At 58.6% G+C, this 15,916-nt stretch carries 13 protein-coding genes; 7 read left to right on the top strand and 6 right to left on the bottom strand.

The features are described 5' to 3' along the window. The first annotated feature begins 78 nt into the window (after positions 1 to 78). The 4 genes from HB680_RS15670 (at position 79) to HB680_RS15655 (ending at position 3,238) form a co-directional block, all read left to right on the top strand. Positions 79 to 690, top strand: coding sequence for a Yip1 family protein (locus HB680_RS15670; protein WP_213939530.1), 612 nt, complete (start codon positions 79 to 81; stop codon positions 688 to 690). A 34-nt stretch (positions 691 to 724) separates the two neighbouring features. Further along, positions 725 to 2,071, top strand: coding sequence for a sodium:proton antiporter (locus HB680_RS15665; protein ID WP_213939529.1), 1,347 nt, complete (start codon positions 725 to 727; stop codon positions 2,069 to 2,071). Positions 2,072 to 2,200: 129 nt separating this feature from the next. Continuing rightward, a complete protein-coding gene (locus tag HB680_RS15660; protein ID WP_213939528.1) occupies positions 2,201 to 2,500 on the top strand; it encodes a hypothetical protein in 300 nt (99 codons plus the stop codon). 261 nt (positions 2,501 to 2,761) lie between these two features. Further along, positions 2,762 to 3,238, top strand: a complete 477-nt coding sequence (locus tag HB680_RS15655) for a hemerythrin domain-containing protein (RefSeq protein WP_213939527.1) — start codon at positions 2,762 to 2,764, stop codon at positions 3,236 to 3,238. A 39-nt stretch (positions 3,239 to 3,277) separates the two neighbouring features. On the opposite strand, the gene HB680_RS15650 is transcribed toward HB680_RS15655, so the two are convergent. Next, positions 3,278 to 3,814 (bottom strand): hypothetical protein, encoded by a 537-nt coding sequence (locus HB680_RS15650; RefSeq protein ID WP_213939526.1) that lies wholly within the window; start codon positions 3,812 to 3,814, stop codon positions 3,278 to 3,280. 73 nt (positions 3,815 to 3,887) lie between these two features. Further along, entirely contained in the window at positions 3,888 to 5,810 is a 1,923-nt protein-coding gene (locus HB680_RS15645) for a PAS domain-containing sensor histidine kinase (protein ID WP_213939525.1), read from the bottom strand. A gap of 157 nt (positions 5,811 to 5,967) precedes the next feature. Here HB680_RS15645 and HB680_RS15640 point away from each other — a divergent pair, with 157 nt between their 5' ends. Further along, entirely contained in the window at positions 5,968 to 6,720 is a 753-nt protein-coding gene (locus HB680_RS15640; protein WP_213939524.1) for a type 1 glutamine amidotransferase domain-containing protein, read from the top strand. Here the strand turns inward: HB680_RS15640 and HB680_RS15635 are convergent. From HB680_RS15635 to HB680_RS15625, 3 genes are all read right to left on the bottom strand, one after another. Next, positions 6,701 to 7,609, bottom strand: coding sequence for a zeta toxin family protein (locus HB680_RS15635; protein ID WP_213939523.1), 909 nt, complete (start codon positions 7,607 to 7,609; stop codon positions 6,701 to 6,703). The two genes, HB680_RS15640 and HB680_RS15635, sit on opposite strands and share 20 nt — an antisense overlap. Before the next feature lie 172 nt (positions 7,610 to 7,781). After that, positions 7,782 to 10,058 (bottom strand): ATP-dependent DNA helicase, encoded by a 2,277-nt coding sequence (locus HB680_RS15630; RefSeq protein WP_213939522.1) that lies wholly within the window; start codon positions 10,056 to 10,058, stop codon positions 7,782 to 7,784. Beyond that, positions 10,055 to 11,722, bottom strand: a complete 1,668-nt coding sequence (locus HB680_RS15625; RefSeq protein ID WP_213939521.1) for a VRR-NUC domain-containing protein — start codon at positions 11,720 to 11,722, stop codon at positions 10,055 to 10,057. The genes HB680_RS15630 and HB680_RS15625 overlap by 4 nt, the downstream gene beginning before the upstream one ends. 358 nt (positions 11,723 to 12,080) lie before the next feature. On the opposite strand from HB680_RS15625, the gene HB680_RS15620 reads away from it, so the two are divergent. Beyond that, a complete protein-coding gene (locus HB680_RS15620) occupies positions 12,081 to 12,305 on the top strand; it encodes a YgdI/YgdR family lipoprotein (RefSeq protein WP_054046026.1) in 225 nt (74 codons plus the stop codon). Positions 12,306 to 12,437: 132 nt separating this feature from the next. On the opposite strand, the gene HB680_RS15615 is transcribed toward HB680_RS15620, so the two are convergent. Beyond that, entirely contained in the window at positions 12,438 to 12,800 is a 363-nt protein-coding gene (locus HB680_RS15615) for a hypothetical protein (protein ID WP_213939520.1), read from the bottom strand. 468 nt (positions 12,801 to 13,268) lie between these two features. On the opposite strand from HB680_RS15615, the gene HB680_RS15610 reads away from it, so the two are divergent. After that, positions 13,269 to 15,668 carry an Ig-like domain-containing protein gene (locus tag HB680_RS15610; protein WP_213939519.1) on the top strand — a complete coding sequence of 800 codons (2,400 nt, stop codon included), beginning with the start codon at positions 13,269 to 13,271 and terminating at the stop codon, positions 15,666 to 15,668. Positions 15,669 to 15,916: the final 248 nt, after the last annotated feature.

The raw sequence follows: 15,916 nt of genomic DNA, 5'->3' as shown, positions 1-15,916 counted from the left end.
ATGGAACCCGCCGCCGATTCCAGAACTCCACACTGTATAGGCCTGCCCCTGGTGGGCCTTTGATATCTGGAGGTCGTCATGTCCGCACCTATTATCAAGCTGTTTACCCAACCCAATTACGCCTGGACGGATATTCGTCACGAGGAAGAAGAGCATCCGCGCCACTACCTCGCGCATTTGGTACTGCTCGCCCTGATCCCGGCGGTATGCCTGTATATCGGGACCACCCACGTCGGCTGGAGCCTGGCCGAGAACGAAATCGTGAAACTCAGCCCGAGCAGCGCGTTGCAACTTTGCGGGTTGCTGTACCTGACCATCCTCGCCGGCGTGGCGCTGATGGGGCTGTTTATCCGCTGGATGTCGCGCACCTTCGATGCCCGGCCTACCGTGAATCAATGCATCGGCTTTGTGGCCTACACCGCGACGCCGTTTTTTATCGCCGGTTTCGCCGGGTTGTACCCGAACCTGTGGCTAGCGGTCATTGTGCTGGCGGCGGCCTGTGCCTATGCGACGTTCCTGTTGTTCGTCGGCCTGCCGACGTTCATGCATGAACGCAAGGAACAGGGCCTGCTGTACGCCGCCAGCGTCTGGGGCCTCGGTCTGCTGGTGTTGGTGACCATCCTGGTGGAAATGATTCTGCTGTGGACCAACGTCCTGGCGCCTGAATACCTGCGCGCGACCGTCGGTTGAGCCGGCGAATGCACCCACCCAGCGAGCGTCCGGCATGAGTTTCATTTTATGGGTGGCGGTGTTGGGTGCGGTGCTGCTGACGCTGGCGCTGACGTCGTCGTTTCTGCGCTGGATGCCGGTGACCACTTCGGCGGTGTGCCTGGCGCTCGGAGTCGGCATTGGTCCGGCGGGCATGGGTTTGCTCAAGCTGGACATCAAGGACGCGGCAATCTGGATGGAGCACCTGACGGAAGTCGCGGTGCTCTTTTCGTTGTTTGTCTGCGGATTGAAGTTGCGTCTGCCGTTCAGGGATCGCAAGTGGCGAGTCGCGTTCGGCCTCGCCGGCCCGGTGATGCTGTTGAGCATTGCCGGCGTGTGCCTGTTACTGCATTACGGCCTGGATCTGGCGTGGGGGCCGTCGATGCTGATTGGCGCGATCCTGGCTCCCACCGATCCGGTATTGGCGTCGCTGGTACAGGTCAACGACGCCAAGGATTACGATCCGGTGCGTTTCGGGCTCTCGGGTGAGGCGGGACTGAACGACGGGGTCGCGTTTCCTTTTGTCATCCTGGGTTTGCTGTTTCTGCAGCAGAGTGGCAGTTCCAGTGCCTGGCTCGATGACTGGGCGTTGAAAAGTCTGTTGTGGGCGGTGCCCACCGGGTTGCTGACCGGTTACTGGATGGGTCACGGCATTGGACGAGTGACCTTGTCGATGCGCATCCGTAATGCCGACAGCACCTTTTCGCCCAATGATTACCTGACCCTGGCGCTGATCGCCCTGGCCTATGTGGCCGCCGAGTCAATCCACGGTTACGGCTTTCTCTCAGTATTCGCCGCCGGTTTGGGGCTGCGTCAGGCCGAGGTCAAATCCACCGGCGACACCCAGACCCCTGCCGAGCATCTGGTGCAACCGGTGGTCGGTCATCAGAACGTCGAGCCTGAAGCCGCGATACACGGCGATGTGGAAAAACTCGAAGACACCCAGGTCGCGGCCGGCATCATGATGGGCGATATGCTCGCCTTCGGCAGCCTGGTGGAGCGGGCCATGGAAGTGTTCCTGGTGACGTTGCTCGGGGTGGTGCTGGTGGCGCACTGGGACTGGCGGGCGCTGGTGATTGCGGCGGTGTTGTTCTGTGTGATTCGTCCCTTGAGTGTGTGGCTGATCCCCTGGGGCCGTTTGCTCGATGGGCGTCAACGATCTCTGATCGGCTGGTTCGGGATTCGCGGCATCGGCAGTTTTTACTACCTGTTCTATGTGCTGAACCACGACCTTCCCCCGTCCGTGGCGACCCTGTGCACCGACCTGACGCTGTCCGTGGTGGCGCTGAGCATCTTGATTCACGGCATCAGTACGCAACCGATGCTCGCCCGGTACGAGCGTCGAAATAATCAAGATTCCTGATTATTTTTACGATAGCCAGCTAAATATCCATCCAATTTTCCGCCTGAAAATAATGAAATTTCCTCCAGAGGCCAATAGTCACACCTTTATCCAGCCCTCCGTGGCTCTCCCCAAAACAAGGTGAACGCTATGCAGTACTTCTCGGCCCCGGTGAACCCACAGGCTTGCCGCGACTTCGCACTTGAATGCAATCGTCAATTGTTCGAAGACGCGCATCGACTGAGCCAGGAGGCGTTTGAACTGCTGGAAAAGGTCGAGCTGGATGCTGAATTGTTTACTCAGTACCAGGCACTACGGCACAAGGCTGATATGAAGTTTCAGGAAGCGATTGATCATCTGCGGCTGATTGAAGAAGAGTTTCCGTCGGCGCAGACCTTGGCTTTGCTGCATGCAAAATCCCGGACTGACGGTTTCGATTCACGGATTTAAGCCATACAAAAGATCGCCGCCTTCGGCAGGACTTGCCGAACGCGGCGATCTTTTTATTTAGGGGCTGCGATTTGCACTGAACAGCCTCGTCAATTCATGCACCTTGCACGGCAACAATTCTCAACAGACCTCTCAACCTATTGTTTTAAATTTGTTTTTACCTCGACTGAAAACAGGCACGGGAAATGCTCCTGCACTGTAAGCGACTGACGGCAACCCGAGCGTCCGCGCTGTCCAGTGACTAAAACAAGAGGTTCGACCATGAACGCCATTGACCTGTTGAAAGCCGACCACGAACGCGTAAAAGGCATCCTTGGCCAGTTGAGTGAGTCCACGGAACGCGCGGTGAAAAAACGCACGGAGTTGATCGCCAAACTGGAAATGGAGATCACCATCCACACCCGTCTGGAAGAAGAAGTGCTGTACCCCGCCTACAAAAAGGCCGGTGGCAAAGAACAGGAAGTCATGTACTACGAAGCCAAGGAAGAACACCGGACCGTGGACTCCCTGGTACTGCCGGACTTGAAAACCACCGATCCTTCGACCCCTGAATTCTCGGGCCGGGTGAAAGTGGTCAAGGAACTGCTGGAACATCACATCGAGGAAGAAGAAACCGAGATGTTCCCGCAAGCCAGGAAGCTGCTGGGCAAAGCCACGCTCGATGAGCTGGGGCAGCAGATGGAAATGCTCAAGGCTCAATACAAGAAGGAAATGACGGCGGCCAATTTGGCGGCTTGAAGTTGATGCAAGAGGCCCGGTGAACACCGGGCCTCGCGTTTAGGCCCCTGGATTCGTGACCTGAATGTAAACCGCATAACTGCCCAACAGCATCCAGAACGTCGCAAAAATCCATGGCGTGCGCACCGAGAACAACAGCGACTTGCGATAACCCTTGTGGCTCGACTCTGTTTCAGCGAACAGCGGCGATTCATCGTAGGCCAACCCCATCAACGGTTCGCTGCTCAGCAACTGGCTTTGCTTGAAGTGCCAATGATCGATGATGTCGTACGCCGCCCGAATGCCCGGCCAAGCGTTCAACGAGCTGAGCACGCCCAACAGTGCCAGAAAGGGTGGCACCACCAGGGTAAACAGCTTGCCCCACTCCGGATTGAGATTCGACATGCAGGACGCGAAGGCGATCACCAGGAACGATTGCGCCGCCAGATAGGCGTCGGTGCGGTTGGCCAGAATGCTGGTTTCGTATTGGATTTCCCGGCGATAGAAGTCCAGGCGTTCCTTGGGCGAACCGAACATCTTGGCGTTGTGCTCGGTCAGCGCTTCTTCGGCAATGGTTTCGGTCAGTATTCTTGGCACGGCGCTCACACACAGAGTGGAAAGCGTTTAGAAGAAACCTGGGTTGGCAAAGTTCAGCCCGATTCGCCCCCGGTCATTTCATCGCTTGGGCAATGATCTCCACCAGATGCAACTGGGTAAACGGCTTGGACAAACGCGGAAGTTCGGTCACAAAGCCTTCCAGACGCTCGGCGTAACCGGTGGCCAGGATGATCGGCAGATCTGGCTTGCGGTTGCGGATCGCCTGCGCCAGTTGCGCACCGTTCATTTTCGGCATCGCCATGTCGGTGATGACCAGGTCAATGGCCTGACCGCTTTCAAATGCCTCCAGCGCCTGCGCCCCGGATGCCGCGCTGATCACCCGATGACCCAGGTCTTCGAGCAGCAGGCTGGTACTGGTCAGTACCAGGCTGTCGTCATCCACCACCAAAACGCTCAGCCCCGGGATCATCGACAGGGCCGGCGTCTCGATCACAGGTGCGACCACCGAGCCGGGCGTGGCGACGGGCAACCAGAGTTCGGCCGTGGTGCCGGCGTCCTTCTGACTCTTGAGAATGAAGCGTCCGCCCAGTTGCGCGATAAAGCCGTGAACCATCGACAACCCCAGGCCTGTGCCTTTGCCCACGCCTTTGGTGGTGAAGAACGGATCCGTCGCCGACGCCAGCGTAATCGGGTCCATGCCTTCCCCGGTATCGGCGACGCTCAGGCACACATACCGCCCCACCGGCAAGGATGATCGGGCCGGATCGCTGACCTGTTCGTTCCGGGCGCTGATAACGATCTTGCCACCGTCGGGCATGGCATCACGGGCGTTGGTTGCCAGATTCAGCACCGCCAGTTCAAGTTGATTAAGGTCGGCCGCTGCCGGTTCGAGATCGGGGGCGAATTGGGTTTCGAGATTGACCGCAGGCCCCAGGGAGCTGCGCAACAGGCCAGTGATCCCTTGGATCAGCGCCGGGATCTCGACCGATTCGGTCTTGAGTTCCTGGCGCCGGGCGAAGGCCAGCATGCGCTGGGTCAGGGAGACGCCTCGCAAGGCACCTTGGGTGGCGTTGTCCAGCAAGCGCAGGATTTTGGGATCGTCCGACACCCGTTTACGCACGATTTCCAGATTGCCGAGGATCACCGTCAGCAGGTTATTGAAGTCGTGGGCAATCCCGCCGCTGAGTTGGCCGATCGCCTGCATCTTTTGCGCCTGGAACAACGCTTCGCGGGTTTGCTCAAGGGCCTGCTGGGCTTGCGTCACTTCGGTGATATCGCGGGTGATCTTGGCGAACCCGAGCAGCGTCCCCGTCTCGCCCCAGATCGGGTCCACCACCACATGGGCAAAGAACTGCGTCCCGTCCTTGCGCAAGCGCCACGCCTTGTTTTCGAAACGCCCTTCCCGCGCCGCCGTCGCCAGCGCTCGTTGTGGTTCGCCGGCTTCGCGGTCCGCCGGGGTGTAGAACATCGAAAAATGCTTGCCGATCACTTCTTCCGGGCGATAACCCTTGATGCGCTGGGCACCGAGGTTCCAGTTGGTCAGGTGCCCGTCCGGGGAAAGCATGTAGATCGCGTAGTCGGTGACACTCTGTACCAGCAAACGAAACTGCTGCTCGCTTTGCTTGAGGGTTTCTTCCGCCATTTTGCGGTCGGTCAGGTCCCGGGTAATCTTGGCAAAACCCAGTAACGTGCCTGACGGGTCGATAATCGGATCGATCACCACGTGGGACCAGAACAGCGTACCGTCCTTGCGCACCCGCCAGCCTTCGGCCTCGAAGCGCCCTTCCGTCCTCGCCGTGTCCAGCGCGCGCTGGGGCAAACCGGCCAGACGATCCGCCTCGGTATAGAAGCGCGAGAAGTGCTGGCCAAGAATCTCAGCCTCTTCGTAGCCCTTGAAACGCTTGGCGCCGGCATTCCAGCTGGTAATGATGCCATCGGGGTCGATCATGTAGATCGCATAGTCCACCACGGAATCGATCAGCTGACGAAAACGGCTGTCCTCGATAGCCTTGGTTTTGCTCCGATCACCGCTCATTGATCCCTCCCGACGTTATTGTTCTGTGGAGTATGCGACAAACCACAGGATAGGACAGCCGTATTAGCCGGGCCGTGGAATGTTGTAGTGGAGTGACGATTACAGAACACCTATTCTCGATGCCACCTGCCACGTCCGGCCAAGGAACATGCCCTCGATGATTCTGATTCTGTTGCCGACCCGCGATTACGATCCGACTGAAAGCAGCGTGCCCTGGCAGGCCATGCGCCAGGCCGGTATCGAGGTGCGTTTCGCCACGCCCGATGGCGTGCCCGCCCACGCCGACCCGCGCCTGGTGGACAGAGGTTTCGGCCTGTTGAACCCGGTCCTGATGACGCGCAAACCCGATCTGGCCAGCTACGCCCGAATGATCGAGGACGAAGCGTTCCTGCGGCCCTTGGCCTACGCCGATGTCGAGCCGGCGCAATTCACCGGATTGCTGATTCCCGGCGGTCACGCCAAAGGCATGCGCAGCCTGCTCGAATCCGGACAGGCGCGGCGCATCGCCCTGCACTTTTTCCAGACCGACAAACCCGTGGCGGCGATTTGTCATGGCGTGCTGTTGCTGGCCCGCACCCTTGACCCCGACACCGGGCGCCCGGTCATCGACGGGTACAAGGTCACGGCGCTGGTGGCCCGCACCATGGAACTGCCGGCCTGGCTCCTCACGGGATTGTGGCTTGGGCGTTATTACCGGACCTATCGGGACACCGTCGAAGCCGAAGTGCGCGCCGCCCTAGGCAAACCTGCAGATTTCCAGCGTGGCCCGTGGCTGTCCAAACGGGATTCGGCGGACAACCCACAACATGGCTTTGTGGTGCGCGATGGGCAACTGCTCACCGCTCGCTGGCCGGGCGACTGTCATCGCTTTGCCGCCGAATGGCTACAGCTTATCGGTACACGTACTTGATGATGTAGGCATGCAGGTCGTTGTAAACGAAGTCCGGGACATGTTGAGCGTAGGCCCCGGTCTTGAGCAATGCCAGGTGACATTCCTTGACCATCTCGTCGCGATCCGCCCTGGAAAACACATGATTGTTGATGATCGTGTCGTACGCACTGTAGTTATAAGGGGTCGCCACGCCACTGACCGTCAGTGAACCATCGTCAGCTTTGGTGTAGGTACTGTGGCCGCGCAAGGTTCGTTCCTTGAGTGCGCCGAATCCGCGTTCATACAAATAGATTCGCCCGCCGCTGACTGCTTTCGCGGCGGCGTCGAAGGCGAGGATGGTCGCCTGGGCATTGCTCATGCTGGTTTGCAATGCATCTAGATTGACGAAGCGTTCCAGCTCCTGCTTTTCCAGGCTCCTGAGCGCCCTTTTGATACTCGACAGATGCGCGAACTCTTGATTGCAGCCCACGATATGGGTTTCGAACTGGTAGCCGAGCGCGGTGGCCGACGGCGGGAATAAGGCGAAGTCGATGCTGTCGAACGCGCACTCCATGATGATGTTGTATTTGCGCGTAAAGGCCTCGACGAAGATCTTTGTGCTGAGCTCCCGGACAAACGCTTCGGTGTGCTCATAGGCATGCAAGACACCCTGTTTGATCATGTCCGCGTATTGAGGGTGTTTTTTCCGGTACTCGGGCAGGTACAGACGTACGTAATTGATGTAACGGTTGGATGGCAGCAGGTTTTTTTCCAGCAGCCAGGTTTTTCCCGAGCTTGGCAGCCCGGCGATGATAAGCATTTTAGGGGTGGGTTCGGCGGTGATATCGGTTAATAACGTTGACGTGATTTCAGTGAAGGCCGTGGTGACTTGCTCAGGGGTGTATGTGTAGTTCGATTTATGAGGCATACCTTGATTTCCTTATCAAAGAATCGACTGAAAGTGGATTACTGCACCTTTAATAAAGCAGCTATCGTCGATTGTTCAAAAGAGCTTGTTTATCAGGATATGTCTTTGTTTTTAAAGGGACTCGTCCTACATAAAACTCCGAAAAAACCTCTGTTCCAGCGCCCCTTATCGCCTACATCGATACGCCCCGGCCTACACCCACTGACCACCAACCCGGCAGCAATTGCTTGACCTTGCTATCACCGAACCGGTCATCGATCAGCATCACAACGCCGCGATCCTGCTGGGTGCGGATCACCCGCCCGGCGGCCTGCACGACTTTCTGCACCCCGGGATACAGGTAGGTGTAGTCATACCCGGCGCCGAAGATCGCCGCCATGCGGTGTTTCATCTGTTCGTTGACCGGGTTCAGTTGCGCCAGCCCCAGGGTGGCAATGAAGGCACCGATCAGCCGCGCGCCGGGCAAGTCGATGCCTTCGCCGAACGCCCCGCCCAGCACCGCGAAACCGACGCCCTGGCTGTGTGCGGTGAATTGGTCGAGGAAGTCCTGGCGCTGGGTTTCAGCCATGCCCCGGGATTGCGACCACAACGTGATGTGCGGATGCCGCTCGGCCAGCAACTGCGCCACTTGCTGCAAATAATCGAAGCTGCTGAAAAACGCCAGGTAGTTGCCGGGGAGCTCGGTGAACTGCCGGGCGATCAGCTCGACAATCGGTTCAAGGGACGCTAGGCGGTGAACGAACCGGGTCGAAATCTGGCTGACAATCCTGACTTGCAACTGATCGGCATGAAACGGTGACTCGACGTCGATGCAGACGGTATTCGCCGGGGTGCCCAGCAGGTCGGCGTAATAATGCCGCGGGCTCAGGGTTGCGGAAAACAGCACGGTGCTGCGCGCAGCGGTCAGGCGCGGGCGAATGAACCCGGCGGGCACCACGTTGCGCAGGCACAGTTGCGACAGATTACGTTTGCGCTCCAGGTCGCGTTTGCTGATGTCGAACAGGTACTGCTCATCGAACAGCTCCGCCACCCGGCCAAACTGCAACATCTCGAAGTAGAAGTTCTGCAAGGCGCTGTCCAGTCCTTGCGGGTGATCGTTCAGGTAGTCGCCAATGCTCGCAGCGCACGATGACAAGGCTTGCAGCAGTTTTTCCGGGGCCTTGTCGTAAGCCTGATAAGGGCTGAGTTGCTGATCATGCAAGGCGTTCCATTCGCGATTGACCCGTTGCAAGGACTTCTTCAGCGGCTCAGGCGCGGTTTTGCGCACGCCGTTGAGGGTCGACTGGTCGAGGCTGGCGCTGTACATCTGCCGCCCGCGCTCTACCAGGTTGTGGGCTTCGTCTACCAGTACCGCGACCCGCCAGTTGTTGGCCTGGGCCAGACCGAACAGCAAGGCGCTGAAGTCAAAGTAATAGTTGTAGTCGGCGACCACCACGTCCGCCCAGCGCGCCATTTCCTGGCTCAGGTAATACGGGCAAACGTTGTGCTCAAGCGCCACCTCGCGCAACGCACGCTGGTTCAACAGGCTCAAGCGGCTGGCGGCCTGGCGCGCGGCGGGCAAGCGGTCGTAGAAGCCTTGGGCCAACGGGCAGGATTCGCCGTGACACGCCTTGTCCGGGTGCTCGCAGGCCTTGTCCCGGGCGATCATCTCCAGAACCCGCAACGGGGGCGCGTCGGCGCTGTCGAGAATGACCTGCGCCGCGTCCAGCGCCAGTTTGCGCCCCGGGGTTTTCGCCGTGAGGAAGAACACCTTGTCCAGTTGCTGCGGCGCCAACGCCTTGAGCATCGGGAACAGCGTGCCGACGGTCTTGCCGATCCCGGTAGGCGCCTGCGCCATCAGGCAGCGGCCGGTGCTGACGGCTTTGAACACTGATTCGGCCAGATGCCGTTGCCCCGGACGAAACCCGGCATGGGGAAACTTCAACACTTGGGCCGCTTGGTTGCGGGCTTCGCGATGGGCCATTTCCTGTTCGGCCCAATGCAGGAACAACCGGCAATGGTGCTCGAAGAACGCCCCCAGTTCAGCGGCACTGAAGGCCTCGACCAGACAGGTTTCCTTTTCGCTGACGATGTCGAAATACACCAGCGCCAGATTGATCTCGACCAGTTGCAGCTTCTGACACATCAGCCAGCCGTAGACCTTGGCCTGGGCCCAGTGCAACTGGCGGTGGTTGGCCGGTTGTTTGCTCAGGTCGCCGCGATAGGTTTTGACTTCTTCCAGGCAGTTTTGCGTCGGGTCGTAGCCGTCCGCCCTGCCCTTGACCTTCAGCGTTTGGTACAGGCCTTCCAGCGCCACTTCGCTCTGGTAGCGGTCGTTGCGCCGGGACGCCACCGTGCGATGGCCGACGATGCCTTCCAGCGCCGTGGGTGACGGCGTGAAGCGCAGGTCGAGGTCGCCGACCTTGGCGGTGAACTCACACAGCGCCCGCACCGCAATGCTGTAGCTCAAGCGCTCTGCTCCGCCCATTGCACGTAGCACACGGCAATCGGCATCTGGTGTTCGTGGCAGAACTCGAGCCAGCGCAGTTGATTGTCTTGCAGGCGATCGCCGGGGCCTTTGACTTCGATCATGCGGTAGGTCTTGGCCTGCGGCCAGAACTGGATCAGGTCCGGCATGCCGGCGCGATTGGCCTTGATGTCCAGTAGCAAGCGGTCGAACCAACGTTTCAGGTGCTCGGCCGGCAGGCAGTCCAGCGCTTGATCGAGCAGTTCTTCGCTCAGCGCGCCCCAAAACACGAACGGCGACTGCACGCCCCACTTGGCCTGGTAACGCTCGCGGATCGTCTGGCGGTAACGCCCGTCTTCCAGTTCGGCGAGGCATCCCCGGAACAACTCGGCGCGGCGCTCGTGGAAGTCTTCATTGAGCAAGTCCACCGGCCCGCGCTGGAACGGGTGGAAAAACGCCCCCGGCAACGGCGCGAAGATCGCCGGCCAACAGAGCAGGCCGAACAGCGAGTTGATCAGGCTGTTCTCGACGTAATGCACCGGCGCTGCGTCTTCGGCCAAATGCGCCTGCACGTAATACTCCACCGACAGCGCCAGATCGGTGCGGGGCAGTTGCAGGTCCAGACGCTCCATGGTCCGAGGCGCCGCGCGTTTCATCGGCGGTCCGCCCAACTTGCGCCGTAGCCGTGGCAGCACCCGCAGCAGTTTTTGCTGTTCGGCGGCGCTTTCCGGCGACAACTCGGCGATGACCGCCAGCTCCAGCGCCAACGCGTATTCACCACAACGCTCCAACACCCGGATCAGGCGCAAACGCGCGCCGGGATAGGCGCATTCACGGTAGATGGCCAGGGCATTGGGAAAGTCGGCGATGCGTTCGCAATACTGACCGATCTGGAACAACAACTTGCCCCGACGGCGTTGCAACCACGGATTGCCCAGCGACAATGCGTTGATCTGCTCGACAACCTCCGCCACCGCTTCCCCGGCCTCGAAGCGCTGCTGACATTCGTGCAAGAACACACAGGCGTCCACGTCTTCACGGCTGCGCAAGCCTCGGGACTCGGCGCAGAACTCGACTTTTTCATAGGTGTAGATGCCGAGGTCAGCCAGCACGAACTCCGACCAGTCCTGGTAAAGATTGCCGAAGAACATCAGGCGCAACCGGTCGCACAGGCCCATGATGGTCAGACTGAACAGTCGGTCATCCAGAGTCGGGCACCAGTCCCGGAAGCAGCGGGATTCGGGAAACTGCTCGCTCAACAGCGGCAGCCACTCAGTCTTCTTGCCTTTGGGCTGCTCGATGGCGTGGCCCAGGCATTGCAGAATCTCGGCCTTGAGCAATACGTCGAACACGTCCTCTATAAAGAGTGGCGACTGCCCATCGATCCAGCCCAGTTCCAGCAACGGACCGGCAGCGCGGGCGATATCGCCAATCTCGACGTAATGCAGCTTGCCGGCCCTGAAATGCAGTCCCTTGCGCATCACCATCCGCACCAGCAGTGCCCGGGATTCACGGGGCAGCCGATTGAACTGAACAATGAAATGCTGTTCTTCCGGGCTCAACACATCGGCATAGCGATGTTCAAGCCAATCAAGTACTTGCATGAAGTTGTTCAAGTAATAGAACGGATCGTCGAGCGGGTTTGCAATCACAGGAAAAAGGGCCATGGCGAGCGAGTACTGGTTATGCGTACAGATACCAGCTCCGCACGGTCTGATGCAAACGAAAAAGGATGGGCGGCGCGGCTCGTAGCAGCTGCCGAGGCACGAGGCTGCGTTCGGCTGCGAAGCAGTCGTAAAACCTGAGTACGCAGGTTTCCTGAAATACCGCGTCGGTTGATTTCACGACCGCTGCGCGGCCGAACGCAGCCTCGTGCCTCGGCAGCTGCTACGGATTGCGTTAAGGCTTAATGGATTCGCCTCAAGTGGCGCGGCGAATCAAGCATTTTTCAGGTGACCATCGAACTTTCCGGCGATCCACGGCACCAATCGCCATAGCGCTGATTTTTTGATCATGGAGGTACGTATGAATATCAAGACCCTGGGCCTGCCCCTGGCCGTTGCAGCCTTTCTGGCCCTGGCGGGTTGCTCCACGCCAACCGTGGTGACCCTGCAAAACGGCACCCAGTATTTGACCAAGGACATGCCGAAAACCAAGACCAAAGACGGGTTCTATGAATTCGAAGATATTTCCGGAGCGAAAGTGAAGGTCAATGCCAATGATGTGGCGACGGTTCGTAAAGAGGATTGAGACCGCGTTATCGTTCTTCGCGAGCAAGCCCGCTCCCACATTTAATCTGCGTCGTACACAACATTTGTGACTGGCGCAGTCCCCTGTGGGAGCGGGCTTGCTCGCGAAGAGGCCATCACAAACGCTGCAAAACTAAGGCATCCCCGGAACACTGGTATCGCAGACAACATAGCGATCCCCACGCTTGAGCATCTCCGCCCGCAGCTTCTGGCACCGGTCATATTCCTGCTGCACCGAATTATCGATGCTGATGTTGCCGGTCACTTCCGGCCTCTTGCCGTCACCGATCCGGATCGTCGCCCAAGGCTGCTCCGGCTCGATATGAAAGCGGCTTTTCTCTTCGACAGGTGCTTGGGTGTCGATCACTGCCGGTTTCGGCAACTCATCGGGCGTCATGCCATAACGGCTCAAAATCGAGTTGTGCGGCAGTTCTGCTGTGGCGTTCGCCGATAACACGGCCAAGGCCAACCCCAAAACCCTCTTGCTGTTACTCACGTGGCTGAATCTCCTGTACTCAATGGCGGCATGCCGCTGGTGCGTTATGGGAATAACGCAGAAGTGGGCGGATGCTTTAGTGCCGATTCCTGTTGGTGCAGGTGTTTGAGTCCAGGGATGAGTTTCGAGTCACGGTGATCGGCAGGTTTATCGCGTTATCGTTCTTCGCGGGCAAGCCTCGCTCCTACAGGGACAGCGCTGGTCACACATTGTGTGCACGACGCCGATCCAATGGTAGGAGCGAGGCTTGCCCGCGAAGAGGCCCTTACCGGCGCCACATCATCTTCAGGCGATGACGATCCCGGAGCCAGACACACTCTCCAACCCAACTCCCAGCACCGTCCGACGTCACTTTGCCCAACTGACCACTTATCCGAAAACATCGCCAACCTGTAATTTCTGACAGTAGCCGTTCCAACGCCTTCGGTATTTCATGAGTCATATCCCCACCGAAGCCACAGGTGCACCATGGCAACTGAGCAACCAGACACCGAAATCCTGATCAACCGCCCGCCCATCATCATTGGTGCTACCGAGAACGTGATCCCCGATCCGAGAGAACCGGTGGTGGGTGTGCCGTTGGCGCTTTTCAGGATGGTGTTCAATCAGCAGCAAGGTGTATTGGCTAACGCGGTATCCGTCCTGGTGGACCCACCACCGCGTGAGGGCACCGGCTCCGACCCCATTTCCATCGCGCTCTGGCTCAATGATTCTCTGCTGGAAGAGCGCCAAATCCAGGATGCCGATCGAGACAGACGCACGTCATTCGATCTGTTTGAGTCGTCGTTGGTGGATGGCATCAACAACAAGCTGGAATACAAAGTCCGTCGCCCCAGCGGCAATGTCGGCGATTCAACTCCGCTGTGGGTGCTCTACAGCGAACAATTGCCCGGCGGCAACATCGTGCCCGGCGGTGGTGACCATCCTTACCTGGACATCAGCCTACCCCCCGAGTTGGGCGATCCGCCGGTCATCGGCAAGGAGGATGTTGATAGAGGCGTCCCCTTGACCCTGTTCTACCCGTACATGAAAGCCTATGACGTCATCACCGTGGAGCTGCGGCGCGAGCGTTTCACCTTCACGGTTCAGCCAGGCCAAGTCGGCCAGCCGCTGGTCATTACCCTGACCCGAGCGATGTTTGAACAGGCCGGCAACGCCCCGGACTTCGCGATTTCCTACACCGTGATCGACCAGTTGCTCAACCCGACGGAAAAACGCCGCTGGTCGATCATGCTCATAGCCGATGTGGATGTGGATCGGGTGGTGCTGGATGCGCCGATTTTGCGTGAGGACCTGACCGACCCCGCAGATGATCCCGCGACGGTGGATCGCGACAAGCTCAACGGCGCCCCGTTGCTGGTGGTGGTGTTGCCCGTGGCGCCGCAGTTCGAAGTCGGCGACCAGGTCGAGGGACGCTATACCGGGATGCCGTCCGGGGTGGATGTGTCGTTTACCGGCATCATCGACAAAGATGTTTTTGGCCGATTCAATCCTTGCATCATGGAAATCCCCAACGCCCAGGTGGTCGTGAATGATCAGGTGCGGGCGACCTATACGTTGCTCAGGGCTGGCAACAGTGTCGGGATCTCGAAACCCGCCATGGCCCGAGTGATCGGCGCGGGCACCATCACCTTGAACCCACCGACCTTGGTGCCTCCGGCCACCAATCCGATTAATGTGCTGGAGTACGACGCAGGCGTGACCGTGCGCGTGACGTTCGCCGGCAATCCCGGTGACCAGGCCCAGTTGAAAGAGCTCAACCCGCCAGTCGGTGCCCAACCCTTTCCTCGACAGGACATCATCGGTGGGCAGTCCGATTTCACCCTCAGCCAGGCATTTCTGGCAGCGCGCCAGAACAGTGTGATCGAGCTGACCTGGGAACTGTTTCGCGGCGGGGTGTCGGCTGGTGAATCGACACCTTTGCGGTTGACCATAAACCGAATGATCGATCACGACCCTCGGTTACCCACTCCGACCATTCCCCACGCAACCGATGGCATTACGCTGGACTTGACCAGTTTTGCCGGTGATTCCCGATTCGACGTCGTCGCCTGGCGGGGGATCGCGGTCGGGCAAAAGCTTTGGGCATCGTGCGAGGGTCAAAACGCCAGCGGCACCACGGTGACACATACCATCTATAGCGGGGTCGATGTCCCTTCGACCGGTAATCAATGGGGACCAATTCCCCGCGCCTTTTTGGAGCAATTGGCTGACGGTTCGCAAATCAAAGTGTTGATATCGGTGAACTTCAAAGGGGAGATGGATGAGGTTGCGGCGGTGAAGTTTCCATTTAGGGCGTATACCGTTCGGGCCAGCTTTAAAATGGATACCAGCCTGATGACCTTGAGCGGACTGAACATCAATTCGGACAGACTGGCACTGACCGGAAATGACGTACCGGGGACCGTGCAAACTCGCGTGCCTTCATCGGGAGATGGGGCATATTCGTATCTCTCAAGTAACCCTAATGTGGCCACAGTAAGCACGACCGGCAAGGTCACCAGCGTGAACAATGGAATGGCCACAATAACCGTGACAGAAATCAGTAGCCAGCGTCAGGTTTCCTACAACGTTCTTGTCACCAATGTCATGAGATTGGTGATGACCTCCACTTTTAACTACAGCATTACTGCCGCCATTAACTGGATGAACTCAGTAAGTGGTTCCCCGGTGTCCAATGCGGCAATAGACGTGTTGAAGGTCAAGTACAGACCGCTGGTGTCATCTGCCGGCGGATGGTTATGTCGTAGTGATGGGTGCAATCCTGGTACGTATTTATGTGTCAGGACCGACAGCCCTAATAGTTGGGCGATCGTCTGTTTTACCGGCAACAACTCCCAAGCACATGGCTGGTGTTTGGTTAACTAGCCGAGAAAAAAGGGACAACATTATTTAATTCGCATTTATTTAACAGGTCGAAGCAAGCAACGTAGGAGCTGCCGAAGGCTGCGATCTTTTGATCTTGATTTTTAAAGGCAAGATCAAAAGATCGCAGCCTTCGGCAGCTCCGGGGTTGGGGGCGGGCCTGGAAAACGCCTACGGGAAAAACAGCTGTTTCGGGCATTGCTTCGGTTGACTGCCCTGCCCTCACTCCCTATCCTCACGCCCGTCACGAC

Origin of the sequence: Pseudomonas sp. dw_612 (genome assembly GCF_018449725.1) — a bacterium.
Lineage (GTDB): Bacteria > Pseudomonadota > Gammaproteobacteria > Pseudomonadales > Pseudomonadaceae > Aquipseudomonas.
This window is presented reverse-complemented; position numbering and strand designations above follow the sequence as displayed.